Source organism: Solibacillus sp. FSL H8-0538 (assembly GCF_038003525.1).
Taxonomy (GTDB): Bacteria; Bacillota; Bacilli; order Bacillales_A; family Planococcaceae; genus JBBOPI01.
The window spans coordinates 864,351-879,887 of record NZ_JBBOPI010000001.1 but is presented as its reverse complement, the minus strand read 5'-3'; the positions used below and the strand labels follow the sequence as shown (position 1 = coordinate 879,887).

The following is a 15,537-nucleotide window of genomic DNA, read 5'->3' as shown; positions in this document are numbered from 1 at the left end:
AAAATTGAATAAAATACAATGGACTTCTGAAGACTTCAGCGTTTTCCAAATAAATGGATTGAGCGATAGAATGGACGCATTAACTTCTATTATTAGACCTAAATTTCACCAACTAGGTGAAGTATATTCCTCTTATTTCAGCGCACAAACTGGTGATGAGTTTTTTCCACATGTCGCTAAACATGCCAGACGCACTGTGAACCCGCCGCAAGATTCTTGGGTAGCTTATGCACCCTATAAACGAGGCTATAAAGCATTACCTCATTTCCAAATTGGCTTATGGGGTACGCATTTATTTATCGTAACTGCAATTATTTACGAAGCTCCCCAAAAGCAAGAGATGGCACAGCGGTTATTAAATCATCTCGAATTATTTGACGCATTATCAGACGACTATATCGTTTCAGGTGATCATATGTCTCCAGATGCGATTACGCTTGCTGAGGCACGTGATGCAAAGCTTGAACAGCTTATTACCCGTTTACGTGATGTGAAAAAAGGTGAATTTTTAGTTGGACGTCATATTGCTGCTGAAGATGCAATTAAAATGTCACCAGAAAAATTCACAGCACTTACAGAAGAAACTTTTGACGCGTTACTACCGATTTATAATGTAATTATTGGCAAGTAAACGATAGTCTTTTATTAATATGCACAATTAGCTAACAAACATTACATTTTGTTCAATGTTTGTTAGCTTTTTTTGTTGCCTTTTTTGTTGTTTTTTTTGCCTAACCTAATTGATAATTATTATCATCCTTGTATATGATGTACATAAAGAAGCAAAATGTGGTTTTATTACTTTTGAATTGTTATCTTGAATAGCAGACGTTGAGTTTTTTTGAAATCGGAGAGAAGTGTAACGAGGTATGTGAAGAACTAGGTACTGAATTTGTATTAGCCGAATTCCCGATCGATAGCTTTGATACAGTGTACGCACTAACAAATATTGTAGAACAATATATAAAAAAGACGTTTAAGAAAAAAAAGCACTGTCGACAGCCGCAATATTTTTTGATTACCACTTTTTTCTGTAGTAAAGGGTTGTACCAAAAGTGAAAATTCTCACTTTTAGTACAACCCTTTCTTTTTTTAACGCATGCGAACAATTTGTCCGTCAGCTAGTTCTTTCGCTAATTTTACAACACGGAAGCATACGTAACCGCTCACTTCTTCAAATTCACGGCAAAGTGTTTTTTCTTCTGATTGAGAAGGAACAACTTCTTTAAAGCTGCGATATGCCGCCATGACAACTTCGCGTTTGATGCCTTTTTCGTAAGCTGCTTCTACTGCTTCAAAAAACTTTACAACATCTACCATTTCTTGCGTCGACCAATCCGTCGATAATGGGTATGAATATTCCATATTCGTTACCTACCTTTTCAATTACTGTCCCCATTTTAAACGGATTGCCTCTGCTTGCGCAACCATTCGGCTAATTAACTGTTGAACAGACGGCACATCTTGAATCATTCCGGCTACTTGGCCAGCCCAGCCGAAACCTTGTTCAGGATTCCCTTCATAGATGAATTTCTTATTAGCCGCTCCACTTATATAGGTTTTCAACGCATCATATGTAGGTGTCACCGCTTCTAGTCGTAAAATTTGCTCCGTGAAGTCATTGCGAATGGCACGTGCCGGAGCACCAAGCGAACGTTTAATTACCGTTGTATCAGCTTCTGTACTTGCAAGCAGTGCATCAATATATTCCTTCGACGCATGGACACATTCTTTCGTTGCAATAAAGCGTGTCCCCATTTCAATCCCTTCTGCTCCTAGTGCATGTGCAGCCATCCATCCTCGACCGTCTCCGATGCCTCCAGAAGCGATTACAGGGATTGAGACACTATCTACCACTTGTGGCACTAAAACGATTGTACCGACATCGTCACGCCCTAAGTGACCTCCTCCTTCTTGCCCTACAACCATAACAGCATCTGCACCTAGTTGTTCTGCCTTTTGTGCTTGTCGACGCGCCGCAACAAGTACCATTTTTTTACATGGCGCACCTTTTAAAATATTAAAAATTGGCGCAGGATTGCCTCCTGTCATTGTTACAACTGGCACATTCATTTCCCCCGCAACTTCTACCATTTTTTCGTAGCCTGTACCGTGCTGACCAATTGCAAAATTTACACCAAAAGGTTTATCTGTTAACGCTCGTACTTTATTAATTTCTGCCCGCAGCTCAGCCGGCGTAGCTAAGCTCATTGCCGTTATTTGTCCGAGTCCTCCTGCATTCGACACTGCTGCGGCAAGCTCGGCATACGCTAAATACGCTAGACCACCTTGAATAATAGGATACTCGACATTTAATAACTGTGTTACACGTGTTCGCCAATGCATTTTTATCCCCCGATTCATTTTTTATTAATCACATCATGTTAACTATTTTGTTTTTTTGTAAATTTTATATAGTCACATACTTTAATAGGTGCTATAATTCATTTGTTTTTAAAAATTTACTTAAGTGAGGTGGTACCTGCGTTGTCACAGTTAGAGACTCCATTGTTCGACGTTTTACTCAAGCATCGAAACAGACATCCGATTCAGTTCCATATTCCAGGTCATAAGAAAGGTCAAGGAATGGACCCGGCGTTTCGAGAGTTCGTCGGCGACAACGTTTTATCAATAGATTTAATTAATATCGCTCCACTAGATGATTTACATTCGCCAAAAGGTGCAATTATGGAAGCGCAGAAGCTTGCTGCAGAAGCCTTTGGTGCTGATCACACATTCTTTTCCGTTCAAGGTACTAGTGGTGCCATTATGACGATGGTTCTGACCGTCGTTGGTCCAGGCGATAAAATTTTAGTACCACGGAATGTTCATAAATCTATTATGTCTGCAATTGTATTCGCTGGAGCGATTCCTATTTTCATTCATCCTGAGGTAGATTCTGAGCTTGGTATTTCTCACGGAATTTCTCCAGAATCAGTTGAAAGAGCACTCGATAAATATCCAGATGCAAAAGCAGTACTTGTAATAAACCCAACGTATTTTGGCTTTGCTGCCGATTTACAACGAATTGTCGATATTGTACATGCACATAATATTCCAGTAATCGTAGACGAAGCACATGGTGTACATATCAAATTCCATGATGATTTACCGTTATCTGCGATGCAAGCTGGCGCAGATATGGCGGCAACAAGCGTTCACAAGCTGGGTGGCTCTATGACTGGTAGTTCAATTTTAAATGTGCGTGAAGGTTTAGTATCGGCTAAGAGAGTACAAGCGGTATTTTCAATGCTTACAACAACATCAACTTCTTATCCATTACTTGCTTCTCTTGACACGGCTCGTCGTCAACTTGCGATTCATGGCTATGATTTACTTGACGAAGCAATTCGTTTAGCAAAAGATTCACGTAAACGCATTAATTCGATTCCTCATTTAAATTGTGTTGGACGAGAAAAGTTGGGTTCATCCGCTACATTTGATATGGATCCTACAAAACTATTAATTAGCGTCAAAGATCTTGGTATCACAGGACATGAAGCAGAGGAATGGCTACGTCACAACGCCAATATCGAGGTCGAATTATCGGACCTATACAATATATTATGTCTTGTAACATTAGGGGATACGAAGAAAGAAATAAATCTACTTATCAATGCGTTAACACGTATGTCAAAAGCATTTGATTCAGAAGCAGCCATTAAAGAAACGAATGTCAATATTCCCGAAATCCCTGCTCTTGCGATGACACCACGTGATGCGTTTTATGCACAAACCGAAAGCATTCCACTAGCAGAAGCAGAGGGCTATATTTGCGCTGAATTTATAATGGTGTATCCACCTGGGATTCCTATTTTTATTCCTGGGGAAATAATTACGCAAGATAACATAAACTATATTCAAATGAATATTGCAGCAGGACTACCTGTTCAAGGACCAGAAGATGATACATTAAAAACCATTCGTGTTATTAAGGAACGCAAAGCAATTTACTAGGAACAAATGCGCTAAAGCGCCTGTTTAGCCCCGACAAGCGGCTTGCGAGCCCGAAGCGAACGTAAACGCTTCACCACTTTCGGCAGAGGGCAGACCGCGACCTCGAGGGGCTGGCGCTTAGCCTAGACGTTGCATTTACTTTTTTTGTATGTTATCCACATGGCGAAATTTTATAGTTTCCTTAACAAATAGTAAGCTCGGCTGCCACTTTTGGCTGCCGAGTTTTTTACATAAAAAACATTGCAAATAGCGGACATAAAAAGGCACCTAAAACGGCACTTAATCCCATTGAGAGCGAGCCAATCGATAAATCCTGCTCCCCGTATTCCTTTAATTTCGCTAATCCTACTCCGTGACTTGCACTTCCCATTGCCACACCACGGCTAATTGCTGTATCAATTCGCGCTATTTTAAACACAAACGGACCGAGAATTGCCCCTGTAAATCCAGCAACCATTACAAGTACGACTGTTAACGGCGCAATCCCTCCAATGGATTCACTTACTTGCATCGCAACTGGCGTAGTTAATGATTTCGGTAAGGATGTCAATAAAAATGATGTACTTGCATTCGTTAGCTTTAAAAACGAATATACGCTTACTAACCCAGAAATCATCGCCACGACTAAACTAATTAATATAGAATATTTATATTTCAAAATAATTGAGCGCTGATTGTAAAGCGGGAAGGCTAAGGCTACAACAGCCGGACCTAGCATTCTCGAAATCCACTGTCCACCTTCCATATATGTATCGTACGGAATATTAAACAATAAAAGTACAACAGCCGTAATAATAGTAGCCGTTAATATAGGTAGTAAAAATGGGTTTCCCACTTTTAAATACAATTTATTTAACAGCACAAACAGAACAACAGTACTAACGATGATGACTAGCATTTGAAGGAGTTGCAACAACGTCAGTCGCCTCCTTTTCTTGATTTTCACGTTTCTCAATAAATTGACTTACCTTCCCCGTAATCACAATTGTACATATTGTGCTAACAATTACCGCAATGACTAAGTACGCTCCGGCTATCGATAATAGCTCTGGATAATTGACCACCGCTACTGTTGAAGGAATAAAAAATAATGTTAAAAAAGCTAATAAGAAACCAGCTCCATCTTGAATAAATTCTACTTTTATTAGTTTAAAGTAAAGAGTTAGCCATAATAAAACTAACCCAATGATACTACCAGGAATTATAATACCTGTAAAATCTACTATTAATGTCCCAATATAGTAGTAAACAAATAAAATAGCGATTTGCGCCATAATTCGAAGTACACGCACTCTTTGTCCCCCCTTTGCATTTTGTTCTTATATTGTACGCTCGCCTGAAAATTCTGTCTATTAATTTTAGTTATATAATAAAGGCTCACTATCGAAATCTGCTCTTGCTACGAGACTCATTTTTTTCATTTAATAAATTCTCAGTAGGTAGAATCTGTCGGCGTTTCGTTTTACGTCACTACATTTTTTAACACAGGATGCGCACAATTGAGCAAAGCGCTATACGACATATTCGATAATAAGCGTCAGCAAGCGATATCCGATCCATTTTGCACATATTTTTGGATATGTTGTATCATCGATTTCGTGATTTTACAATATCGCTTGGCTTTTTTTGAGATAATTTAATCAAGTACAGATAATAGTGAAGGGCTTAAATAAACAGGAAGAATATTCTATCTATTGTTTTCTGACTCGATTTTACTGTTAATGGAAATTTGAATTTTCACTATTTATTTCGTGCAACGCTAGTGAATTTCCTTCACAATAAAAAAGCCTTCCACACTCTAATAGAATGTGAAAGGCTTACATTAAGTATTATTTAGATACGATATGGATTGGGTTGCCCAGTAATACTTCGGCAGCTTCCATTGTAATTTCACCTAAAGTTGGGTGAGCGTGAATTGTAAGAGCGATATCTTCAGCTGTCATACCTGCTTCAATAGCTAAGCCCATTTCAGCGATCATATCTGATGCCCCAGCACCAACGATTTGAGCGCCTACTAGTAAACCATCTTCTTTTCGCGCAACAAGCTTCACGAAACCGTCAGTTGCATTTAACGCTAAAGCACGACCGTTTGCAGCGAATGGGAATTTAGCAGCTTTCACTTCAAGGCCTTCCGCTTTTGCTTGCTCTTCGTTTAAACCAACTGTAGCCAATTCTGGATCTGTAAAGCATACAGCAGGGATTGCAAGGTAATCTACAACAGAATGTTCTCCAGCAATTGCTTCCGCCGCTACTTTACCCTCGTAAGACGCTTTATGTGCAAGCTGAGGACCTGCAACGATATCACCGATTGCATAAATATTCGGAACATTCGTACGGCATTGCTTATCCACTTTAAGAAGTCCACGTTCTGCAAACTCGATACCAACTGCTTCTAAGCCGATTTCGTCTGTGTTTGGACGACGACCTACAGTTACTAACACATAATCTGCTTCCACGTTCTTTTCTTCGCCACCTACTTCATAAGTTACGATAACGCCAGTTTCTGTTTCTTCAACACCTTTAGCAGAAGCGTTTACTGCAATTTCAACGCCTTTCTTTTTAAGGCCTTTTTTCACGATTTGCGTCATTTGTTTTTCAAAGCCAGCTAAAATGTCTTTACCGCCTTCAATAATTGTCACTTGAGAACCTAAGTTAGCAAATGCTGAACCTAACTCAGTTCCAATGTAACCGCCACCAATAACAACTAATTTACCAGGAACTTCTGGTAAAGAAAGTGCTCCGCTTGAGTTAATTACGCGCTTCGTAAATTTGAACGTCGGAATTTCTACCGGACGAGAACCTGTTGCTAGGATCGCATTTTTAAATGTATATGTTTGTGCTGAATCTTCGTTAATTACGCGTACAGTGTTTGCGTCTACGAAGTAAGCTTCACCGCTTACTACATCAATTTTATTGCCTTTAAGTAAGCCTGCAACGCCGCCTACTAATTTTTTCACTACACCATCTTTGAATTCTTGTGCTTTTGCCCAGTCAAGTTTCACTTCTGAAGCTACTACACCCATGTCATCTGAATGTTTTGCTTGCTCGAAACGGTGACCTACAGAAATTAAAGCTTTTGATGGGATACAGCCAACGTTTAAACAAACGCCACCTAATTGACCTTTTTCTACAACTGTTACTTTTTGTCCTGTTTGTGCTGCACGAATTGCTGCAACATACCCTCCTGGACCTGCCCCTACAACAAGAGTATCAATCTCGATTGGAAAATCTCCTACTACCATTTGTTTACGCCTCCATTAATAATAAGTCTGGCTCACTTAGCAAACGCTTTAAATGATTTAACGCATTTTGCGCAGTGGCACCATCGATCATGCGATGGTCAAAGCTCAATGATAATGCTAACACAGGTGCAGCTACAATTTCACTATTTTTTATTACTGGTTTCTCTGAAATTCTTCCAATTCCTAATATCGCCACCTCTGGATGGTTAATTACAGGCGTAAACCATTGTCCACCAGCTGAGCCAATATTCGTAATTGACATCGATGCACCTTTCATTTCATGCGGTGCCAGCTTACCATCACGTGCTTTTGTTGCCAGTTCATTAATTTCACTCGAAACTGCAAATACAGATTTACGATCTGTGTGTTTAATAACCGGTACTAATAGACCTCGTTCTGTATCCGCAGCAATTCCGATATTATAGTAGTGTTTTTGAATAATTTCCTGTGTCGCATCATCTAATGAACGATTAAACTCAGGGAATTCGCGTAATGTTGATACTAGTGCTTTAACAACGTAAGGAAGGTATGTCAATTTAATGTTGCGTTCTGCTGCGATATCTTTAAAGCGTTTACGGTGTGCCACAAGCGCCGTTACGTCTACTTCATCCATTAGCGTAACGTGAGGAGCTGTTTGTTTTGAGTGTACCATCGCTTTTGCAATCGCTTTACGAATACCTGACATTTTTTCGCGTGTTTCCGGGAATTCACCTTCAAGGTTCACAACTGGCGCTACTTTCGTTTCAGTAGTTTCAATAGTTTCTATCGCATCAACTTGTGCGTTTGTTGGCGCTGTCGATACTTCTTCCACTTGGCCACCGTTCATAAATTGTTCAACATCTTCTTTTAAAATTCGACCATTTGTACCTGAGCCAACAACTTGTTGAATATCAACTTCGTGTTCACGTGCAAATTTACGAATAGAAGGCATCGCAATAATACGTTTAGTAGATGTTTCTACTTCCATAGCAGGTTCAGACTTCGGTGCTTCCACTGCAACAGGTGCTTCTTTCGGCGCCTCAGCTTTCACAACGTCTTGTCCCGCTTCAACTATTGCTTGTACTTGCGCTTCCGTATTTGCTTCATGGTGATCGTCACCTTTTAGTTTTAAATCTTCATAGCCCGGTGCGTCAAAGCGAATTAACGCATCACCAACTATAGCAACTACTCCTTCGCCAACAAAGATTTCTTCAACTATACCTTCTACAGGAGAAGGTATTTCTACAACCGCTTTATCATTTTGAACTTCACATAAAATATCATCTTCTTGAACTTTGTCGCCCGCTTTTACGAACCACTTTACGATTTCACCTTCATGAATACCTTCTCCGATATCCGGTAAACGAAAAGTAAATGCCATCTATTTCACCCTCTATTCTTAGAATGTTAAAACTTTTTTTGCTGTTTCCATTACATCTTTAAAAGTCGGTAACCAAACACCTTCCGCCTGTGGGAATGGATATATTGTATCCGGTGCTGCTACACGTAAAACAGGGGCTTCTAAGCTTAAAATCGCACGTTCTGTAATTTCAGCTACGACATTCGCTGCGATTCCTGCTTGCTTTTGCGCCTCTTGCACAACAATTGCACGACCTGTTTTTTCTACAGATGCAATAATAGTTTCAATATCTAAAGGTTGGATTGTACGAAGGTCGACTACTTCTACAGAATAACCTTCTTTTTCTAATTCTTCTGCGGCTTTTAAACTTTCATGTACCATTAAACCGTAAGCGATAATCGATAAATCTTTTCCTTCACGCTTCACATCCGCTTTCCCAATCGGCACAGTGTACGATTCTTCTGGAACTTCTTCACGGAATGAACGATATAATTTTAAATGCTCTAAGAAAATAACCGGATCATTATCACGGATTGATGAAATAAGTAAACCTTTTGCATCGTAAGGCGTTGACGGAATGACAACCTTCAAACCTGGTTGCTGTGCCATTAAGCCTTCTAAGCTGTCCGAGTGCATTTCTGGAGTATGCACGCCACCGCCAAAAGGAGATCGAATCGTAACTGGTGCATGATACGTACCGCCAGAACGGTAACGTAAACGTGCAAGCTGTCCGCTAATCGAGTCCATTACTTCATATACGAAACCGAAAAATTGGATTTCTGGAACTGGACGGAAACCTTGTAGAGAAAGACCAATTGCTAAACCACCAATCCCTGATTCTGCTAGTGGTGTGTCGAAAACACGGTCAACGCCAAATTCCTTTTGAAGCCCTTCCGTTGCACGGAATACGCCTCCGTTTACGCCAATGTCTTCGCCGAATAATAAAACGTTTTCGTCATTTTTTAATTCACAGCGTAGTGCGTCTGTAATCGCCTGGATCATCGTCATTTGTGCCATCGCTTATTTCGACTCCTTCTCTTTGTAGATTGCATACTGTTCTTGTAAGTTATAAGGCATATCGCCCTCATACATATTATCCATTAGTTCTGTTACTTTTTGTTTTGGTGCTTGGTCTGCTAGTTTGATCGCTTCTTTAATTTCTTCCTTAGCACGTTCAATAACTGCTTCTTCTTTTTCTTGTGACCATAAACCCTTCACTTCTAAATATTTTCGGAAACGAACGATTGGGTCTTTTGCTGCCCACTCATTATCTGTATCAGACGTACGATAACGTGTTGGGTCATCCCCTGCCATCGTGTGCGGACCGTAGCGGTAACACATTGTTTCAATTAATGTTGGTCCTTCGCCATTTACCGCGCGCACACGTGCATCACGTGTTGCTACGTATACCGCTAGTGGATCCATACCATCAACTAAAATAGATGGTATTCCAGCAGCAATCCCTTTTTGCGCAATTGTTTTTGCTGCTGTTTGTAATTCACGTGGAGTTGAAATCGCAAACTGGTTATTTTGTACGATGAAAATCGCTGGCGATTTAAAGGCACCCGCAAAGTTAATACCTTCATAGAAGTCACCTTGTGAAGAACCGCCGTCACCCGTATACGTAATCGCAACATTTTTTTTGCCACGCTTTTGAATGCCCAATGCAACACCAGCTGCTTGAATATACTGTGCACCAATAATGATTTGTGGTGCTAATACATTTACACCTTCTGGTACCTGATTGCCGATGAAATGACCGCGGCTAAATAAAAATGCTTTCCATAATGGTAAGCCATGCCAGAAAATTTGCGGCACATCACGGTAACCCGGTAAAATCCAATCTTCTTTTTCAAGTGCAAACTGAGATGCCAGTTGCGATGCTTCTTGACCAGCTGTTGGCGCATAGAAACCTAAACGACCTTGGCGATTTAGTGAAATTGAACGTTGATCTAAAATGCGGGTAAACACCATACGCGTCATTAGCTCTACCAGTTCTTCATCCGATAAATTTGGATTCGCTTCTTCGTTTACAACTTCCCCTTCTTCGTTTAAAATTTGAAACATTTGAAACTTATCTTCAATTTCCTGTAACGTTACTGTCGGATCAAATTGTTTTGTCATTTTGCACATCCCCTTCTTAACTGTATTAGAAAAATAACATTTCCCATTAGTACAATAAACTATATATCCGAGTATAATGAATAAAACGACATCGGTCAATCATTGATTCTTGTTTAAAATCACATTTTTTCATAGAAATTACGTTTTTCTCGAATTAAATTACTGTTATATATTAAATCACTTCCTGTACTATAATAGTGGTAATCATTTGCCTTGAATAGTTTTCCCAAGAAAGCTTTAAGAAGCATTTTATCACACCCTTCTATTGTTACCCGAATCGTTTTATTTCCAACAATAAAATATAAAAATGTTTCTAATAGCTAGTTTTTTTCGTTGAATGACCATTTTAGTGATGTATAATTATTATATAAGTTGAAAGTGAGAGGAAGTTTCAAATGATTTTAATGGAACATATTATTCGTGAAGGTCATCCAACCCTACGTACACGCGCAGAAGAAATGACATTCCCATTAACAGCAGGAGATCGCCAATTGGCGGAGAACATGCTTCAATACTTAATCAATAGTCAGAACCCTGAAATAGCTGAACAATATGGTTTACGCGGCGGCATAGGTCTTGCTGCGAACCAAATTAATAGCTTAAAGCGCATGTTCGCCTTGCATTTAGAAGATGAAAAGGGCGAGCAATTAAGTTTAGTTGCAATCAACCCTAAAATAGTTAGCCATTCGGTTGAAAAAACCTATCTTTCTGGCGGCGAGGGCTGTTTATCAGTTGATCGCAATGTACCTGGTTATGTACCTCGTTACGCACGTATTACGGCAAAATTTTTCACAATAGATGGTGAAGAACAAAAAATCCGCCTTATTGGTCTACCAGCAATCGCATTTCAGCACGAGCTTGACCATTTAAACGGCGTCATGTTCTATGATCGCATTAACGAGGAAGATCCATTCGCCTCTATCCCGGATGCAGCACCATTTGACCGCGAATAATTAGAAAGGAATTGCGCTCGCTGAGTAACTCACAGGGCGCAATTCCTTTTTTTGATAAACATATAGATTTAATTTACATTGCGTTCTTCTTAAAACAACATCAATTTCTTCATTATTTTGTATAATCCGTCTTCATCTACATGCCCTGCGATTAAATCGGCAGCTTCTTTCGCTTTTGAATGTCCATTGCCCATCGCAACACCGATACCAACTGCTCGCAGCATTTCCACATCATTTAACCCATCACCAAATGCCATAACCTGTTCAATCGGCACACTAATATGTTGTAATATTTTTTCAATCCCGCGCGCCTTCGAACCCCCTTTAGGAAGCATGTCACATGATTTTGCATGCCAACGCACAAACTCCACATTGGGAAAGCGCGTTTCATATTGTTGCTGTTCATGTTCTTCTATAAATAGTAGCGTTTGATATACAGCACTATTTAAGTAAAATTGCGCATCCATTTCAGGATAAGGGTAACGTAGTGTGTCTAAACTTTCTTGAATGGCAACATTGCCTTCTACCGATGCAATCATTTTGCGATCATCCAGAAAGACTACTGGATGATTTCGCTCAGCACCGTACGCTATAATTTCTTCTAGCTCCACGTTCGGAATGCTATCAGTAAAAATGACTTCCCCTTTATAAACAACGTACTGACCATTAAACGTTACATATGTATCAATCTCAAGCTCTTTTAGTAGCTGTTTAATCATAAACGGAGCGCGGCCTGTTGCAATTGCAATTTCATGACCATTTGCTCGGGCTTTAAAAATCGCCTCTTTAGCAGATACCGGTAACTTCTTTTGACTATTAAAAAGCGTTCCGTCCACATCAAAAAATAGAATATTTTTCATATAAAAGTCCTTTCATATTAATTTTGTCCGCCCTTTACAAATTTCAGAATTTTCCGTATAATGAATGTAAGGAGTGATGTACCATGTTGAAACGGCTCAAAAAGAAATGGTTGAAACGGTTAAATGGCATCCTCGGAAAAAAATCAATTGCCTAAGCCCTTCACAAATTGAAGGGCTTTTCTTTATTTTAAAGGAGTCGCATGATAATATAAAGGAAATGCATTTATTGTAATCGTCAGATCGATACGTTGTTTTACGTTGCATCGTCGTTTTCCGCTTACTTTTCGTTGACGTATTCTATATAAGTAACAGAAATACACAATTTTTTTGCACCGTAATCGTAAATGCAACAATAATGTACGTACTTAAAGGAGAGTAACTATGATTTACAAAGTTTATTATCAAGAAGGCATCACTGACATTCCAGTTCGCGAAAACACAAAAACTCTTTATCTAGAGGCATCTTCTGAACGCGAAGTGCGCCACTACTTAAAAGACCGCAATTATAACATTGAACTTGTTCAGCTTTTAGAAGGCAACTACTTAGAGTATGAACAAGCTAGTCCGAATTTCCGTTTGGAGAACGCTTAATCCATATGAAATTTGTTAAGAATGATCAAGCGGCTGTTTTCGCACTTGGCGGACTGGGTGAAATCGGCAAAAACACATACGGAGTTCAATTTCAGGACGAGATTATATTAATCGACGCCGGTATTAAATTCCCAGAAGATGATTTATTAGGGATTGATTATGTTATCCCTGACTACACATATTTAGTACGCAATGTCGATAAAATTAAAGGTTTATTCATTACACATGGTCACGAAGATCATATCGGTGGTATTCCTTATCTTTTACGTCAAGTAAACGTACCAGTATATGGTGGTAAATTAGCATTAGGTTTACTAAGAAACAAATTGGAAGAGCACGGATTACTTCGTACGACTAAGTTAATAGAATTTAAAGAAGAAGACGTGATTAAATTCCGTAAAACTTCTGTAAGTTTCTTCCGTACGACGCATAGTATTCCAGATGCATTCGGGGTCGTTGTTAAAACACCACCAGGCAATATCGTGCATACAGGTGATTTTAAATTTGACTTTACTCCTGTTGGCGAGCCAGCAAACTTAACAAAAATGGCTGAAATTGGTCGTGACGGTGTTTTATGTTTACTATCTGATAGTACAAACGCTGAAAAACCAGATTTCACAATGTCAGAACGAACTGTAGGAAAAAGTATTGATGATATTTTCCGTAAGGTAGATGGTCGTATTATTTTCGCAACATTTGCTTCAAATATCCATCGCCTACAGCAGGCAACAGATGCCGCTGTAAAATATGGTCGTAAAGTAGCTGTCTTCGGTCGTTCAATGGACAATGCCATTACAATCGGTCGTGAGCTGGGCTATATTACAGCACCGAAGGAAACATTCGTTGATGTACAAAGCTTAAATCGCTTACCTGCCAATGAAGTTATGATTTTATGTACTGGCTCTCAAGGGGAACCTATGGCTGCGTTATCTCGTATCGCAAATGGTACGCATCGTCAAATTCAAATTCAGCCTGGTGATACTGTTATCTTCTCATCTTCACCTGTACCAGGTAACACATTGAGCGTAAACAAAATTATTAATTTACTGTTCCGTGCAGGCGCAGAAGTCATCCACGGCGCATTAAACAATATCCATACATCTGGACACGGTTCTCAAGAAGAGCAAAAGCTTATGCTACGCTTAATGAAACCAAAATTCTTTATGCCAATCCACGGCGAGTACCGCATGCTAAAAATCCACACGGAGCTTGCTGCTTCATGTGACGTACCACTTGACCGTACATTTGTTATGGAAAATGGTGACGTGCTAGCACTAAGTGCTAACGAAGCTAAAGTTACAGGTCGCATACCTTCAGGTGATGTATACATCGACGGCAACGGCATTGGAGATATAGGCAATATCGTACTACGCGATCGTCGCATTCTTTCTGAAGAAGGGTTAGTAATCGTTGTAGTTAGTGTGGATATGGAAAGAAATAAAATCGTTTCTGGTCCTGACATCATTTCTCGCGGATTCGTGTACATGCGTGAATCTGGTACGATGATTAACGAAGCTCAGAAAATGCTAAATCACCATTTAAACAACTCCATTCAAGAGAAATCTACACAATGGACTGAGCTTAAAAATGAAATTACTGACGTTTTAGGACCGTATTTATACGAAAAAACAAAACGTCGCCCAATGATTTTACCGATCATTATGGAAGTCTAGGTTAGAAGAACAAAAGCGTTGCCGGCCAAATTTGGTCAGCAACGCTTTTTTCATTTACCCCATGGCTTTCTTCACAAAGCGATTAATATCAATATCAGCTCCGATGACAAGCAAAATATCCCCTACTTCAATCTTTTCTGTCGCAGCTGGAGAAATCATAATTATATTCCCACGCTTAATCCCAACAATATTAATACCGTATTTCACACGGATATCGAGCTGAATTAACGAATTTCCCGCAATGCGCTCATTCGCTTTTATTTCCATAATTGAGTGCTCTTCGGATAGCTCTAAATAATCAAGAACATTATTCGACATCATATTATTCGCAATTCGAATCCCCATATCCCGTTCCGGATGGACGACAAAGTCCGCTCCAATTTTACGGAGCACCTTTTCATGATAATCATTTTGAGCTTTTACTGTAATTTGCGGAACACCTAACTCCTTTAAAATAAGTGTCGTTAAAATACTCGACTGAATATCCTCCCCAATCGCGACAATGACATGCTCAAAATTCCGGATACCAAGTGATTTAATAACCGATTCATCTGTTGTATCTGCTACAATTGCTTGCGTGGCAATTTGCGCAAACTCATCGACACGTTCAGAATGGGAATCAATTGCCATAACAGCAGCTCCTTGTTTGACAAGTTCCCGAACAATACTACCACCAAATCGACCAAGGCCAATTACTACGAATTCTTTTTTCATGTTCTTCCCTCCGGATTTTTCCCCATTGCCCTCAGTTTACATCAATTTCCACCCTTTATGCAAAATTAGAAAGGCACAAATAGG

15 protein-coding genes are annotated in these 15,537 nt (G+C 39.6%); 5 read left to right on the top strand and 10 right to left on the bottom strand.

Going from position 1 to position 15,537, the window contains the following annotated elements:
• The first annotated feature begins 4 nt into the window (after window positions 1–4).
• Complete coding sequence (locus MHH87_RS03990) at window positions 5–631, top strand: YktB family protein (protein ID WP_340748037.1); 627 nt, start codon at window positions 5–7, stop codon at window positions 629–631.
• Between the two features lie 461 nt (window positions 632–1,092).
• Here MHH87_RS03990 and MHH87_RS03985 read toward each other — a convergent pair whose 3' ends face one another.
• Both MHH87_RS03985 and MHH87_RS03980 read right to left on the bottom strand, forming a co-directional pair.
• Entirely contained in the window at window positions 1,093–1,365 is a 273-nt protein-coding gene (locus MHH87_RS03985; protein ID WP_340748036.1) for a UPF0223 family protein, read from the bottom strand.
• A 21-nt stretch (window positions 1,366–1,386) separates the two neighbouring features.
• Window positions 1,387–2,346: an NAD(P)H-dependent flavin oxidoreductase gene (locus MHH87_RS03980; protein ID WP_340748035.1), complete on the bottom strand. Its 960-nt coding sequence runs from the start codon at window positions 2,344–2,346 to the stop codon at window positions 1,387–1,389.
• Window positions 2,347–2,487: 141 nt separating this feature from the next.
• Here MHH87_RS03980 and MHH87_RS03975 point away from each other — a divergent pair, with 141 nt between their 5' ends.
• Window positions 2,488–3,957 (top strand): aminotransferase class I/II-fold pyridoxal phosphate-dependent enzyme, encoded by a 1,470-nt coding sequence (locus tag MHH87_RS03975; RefSeq protein WP_340748034.1) that lies wholly within the window; start codon window positions 2,488–2,490, stop codon window positions 3,955–3,957.
• A 226-nt stretch (window positions 3,958–4,183) separates the two neighbouring features.
• Here MHH87_RS03975 and MHH87_RS03970 read toward each other — a convergent pair whose 3' ends face one another.
• From MHH87_RS03970 to pdhA, 6 genes are all read right to left on the bottom strand, one after another.
• Window positions 4,184–4,873, bottom strand: coding sequence for an LrgB family protein (locus tag MHH87_RS03970; protein ID WP_340748033.1), 690 nt, complete (start codon window positions 4,871–4,873; stop codon window positions 4,184–4,186).
• Window positions 4,836–5,249, bottom strand: coding sequence for a CidA/LrgA family holin-like protein (locus MHH87_RS03965; protein WP_340748032.1), 414 nt, complete (start codon window positions 5,247–5,249; stop codon window positions 4,836–4,838). Before MHH87_RS03965 ends, MHH87_RS03970 begins: the two co-directional genes overlap by 38 nt.
• A gap of 537 nt (window positions 5,250–5,786) precedes the next feature.
• Window positions 5,787–7,199 carry a dihydrolipoyl dehydrogenase gene (gene lpdA, locus MHH87_RS03960; protein ID WP_340748031.1) on the bottom strand — a complete coding sequence of 471 codons (1,413 nt, stop codon included), beginning with the start codon at window positions 7,197–7,199 and terminating at the stop codon, window positions 5,787–5,789.
• A 4-nt stretch (window positions 7,200–7,203) separates the two neighbouring features.
• Window positions 7,204–8,559: a dihydrolipoamide acetyltransferase family protein gene (locus tag MHH87_RS03955; protein WP_340748030.1), complete on the bottom strand. Its 1,356-nt coding sequence runs from the start codon at window positions 8,557–8,559 to the stop codon at window positions 7,204–7,206.
• A gap of 18 nt (window positions 8,560–8,577) precedes the next feature.
• Entirely contained in the window at window positions 8,578–9,555 is a 978-nt protein-coding gene (locus MHH87_RS03950) for an alpha-ketoacid dehydrogenase subunit beta (RefSeq protein ID WP_340748029.1), read from the bottom strand.
• A gap of 3 nt (window positions 9,556–9,558) precedes the next feature.
• Window positions 9,559–10,671 carry a pyruvate dehydrogenase (acetyl-transferring) E1 component subunit alpha gene (gene pdhA, locus MHH87_RS03945; protein ID WP_445683075.1) on the bottom strand — a complete coding sequence of 371 codons (1,113 nt, stop codon included), beginning with the start codon at window positions 10,669–10,671 and terminating at the stop codon, window positions 9,559–9,561.
• A gap of 386 nt (window positions 10,672–11,057) precedes the next feature.
• Here pdhA and def point away from each other — a divergent pair, with 386 nt between their 5' ends.
• On the top strand, window positions 11,058–11,615 hold the full coding sequence (def, locus tag MHH87_RS03940) for a peptide deformylase (RefSeq protein WP_340748027.1): 558 nt from the start codon (window positions 11,058–11,060) through the stop codon (window positions 11,613–11,615).
• 89 nt (window positions 11,616–11,704) lie between these two features.
• Here def and MHH87_RS03935 read toward each other — a convergent pair whose 3' ends face one another.
• A complete protein-coding gene (locus tag MHH87_RS03935; RefSeq protein WP_340748026.1) occupies window positions 11,705–12,475 on the bottom strand; it encodes a Cof-type HAD-IIB family hydrolase in 771 nt (256 codons plus the stop codon).
• Between the two features lie 381 nt (window positions 12,476–12,856).
• Between MHH87_RS03935 and MHH87_RS03930 the strand changes: the two genes are divergently transcribed.
• Window positions 12,857–13,066 carry a DNA-dependent RNA polymerase subunit epsilon gene (locus MHH87_RS03930; protein ID WP_340748025.1) on the top strand — a complete coding sequence of 70 codons (210 nt, stop codon included), beginning with the start codon at window positions 12,857–12,859 and terminating at the stop codon, window positions 13,064–13,066.
• 5 nt (window positions 13,067–13,071) lie between these two features.
• Complete coding sequence (gene rnjA, locus MHH87_RS03925; protein WP_340748024.1) at window positions 13,072–14,739, top strand: ribonuclease J1; 1,668 nt, start codon at window positions 13,072–13,074, stop codon at window positions 14,737–14,739.
• A gap of 54 nt (window positions 14,740–14,793) precedes the next feature.
• Here rnjA and MHH87_RS03920 read toward each other — a convergent pair whose 3' ends face one another.
• Window positions 14,794–15,453 (bottom strand): potassium channel family protein, encoded by a 660-nt coding sequence (locus tag MHH87_RS03920; RefSeq protein ID WP_340748023.1) that lies wholly within the window; start codon window positions 15,451–15,453, stop codon window positions 14,794–14,796.
• Window positions 15,454–15,537: the final 84 nt, after the last annotated feature.

What these genes read in the sequence shown, in the direction of transcription:
- MHH87_RS03985 (WP_340748036.1), bottom strand. Translation starts at nt 1,365, where the DNA reads ATGGAATATTCATACCCATTATCGACGGATTGGTCGACGCAAGAAATG.
- MHH87_RS03980 (WP_340748035.1), bottom strand. Translation starts at nt 2,346, where the DNA reads ATGCATTGGCGAACACGTGTAACACAGTTATTAAATGTCGAGTATCCT.
- lpdA (WP_340748031.1), bottom strand. Translation starts at nt 7,199, where the DNA reads ATGGTAGTAGGAGATTTTCCAATCGAGATTGATACTCTTGTTGTAGGG.
- MHH87_RS03955 (WP_340748030.1), bottom strand. Translation starts at nt 8,559, where the DNA reads ATGGCATTTACTTTTCGTTTACCGGATATCGGAGAAGGTATTCATGAA.
- MHH87_RS03950 (WP_340748029.1), bottom strand. Translation starts at nt 9,555, where the DNA reads ATGGCACAAATGACGATGATCCAGGCGATTACAGACGCACTACGCTGT.
- pdhA (WP_445683075.1), bottom strand. Translation starts at nt 10,671, where the DNA reads ATGTGCAAAATGACAAAACAATTTGATCCGACAGTAACGTTACAGGAA.
- def (WP_340748027.1), top strand. Translation starts at nt 11,058, where the DNA reads ATGATTTTAATGGAACATATTATTCGTGAAGGTCATCCAACCCTACGT.
- MHH87_RS03935 (WP_340748026.1), bottom strand. Translation starts at nt 12,475, where the DNA reads ATGAAAAATATTCTATTTTTTGATGTGGACGGAACGCTTTTTAATAGT.
- MHH87_RS03930 (WP_340748025.1), top strand. Translation starts at nt 12,857, where the DNA reads ATGATTTACAAAGTTTATTATCAAGAAGGCATCACTGACATTCCAGTT.
- rnjA (WP_340748024.1), top strand. Translation starts at nt 13,072, where the DNA reads ATGAAATTTGTTAAGAATGATCAAGCGGCTGTTTTCGCACTTGGCGGA.
- MHH87_RS03920 (WP_340748023.1), bottom strand. Translation starts at nt 15,453, where the DNA reads ATGAAAAAAGAATTCGTAGTAATTGGCCTTGGTCGATTTGGTGGTAGT.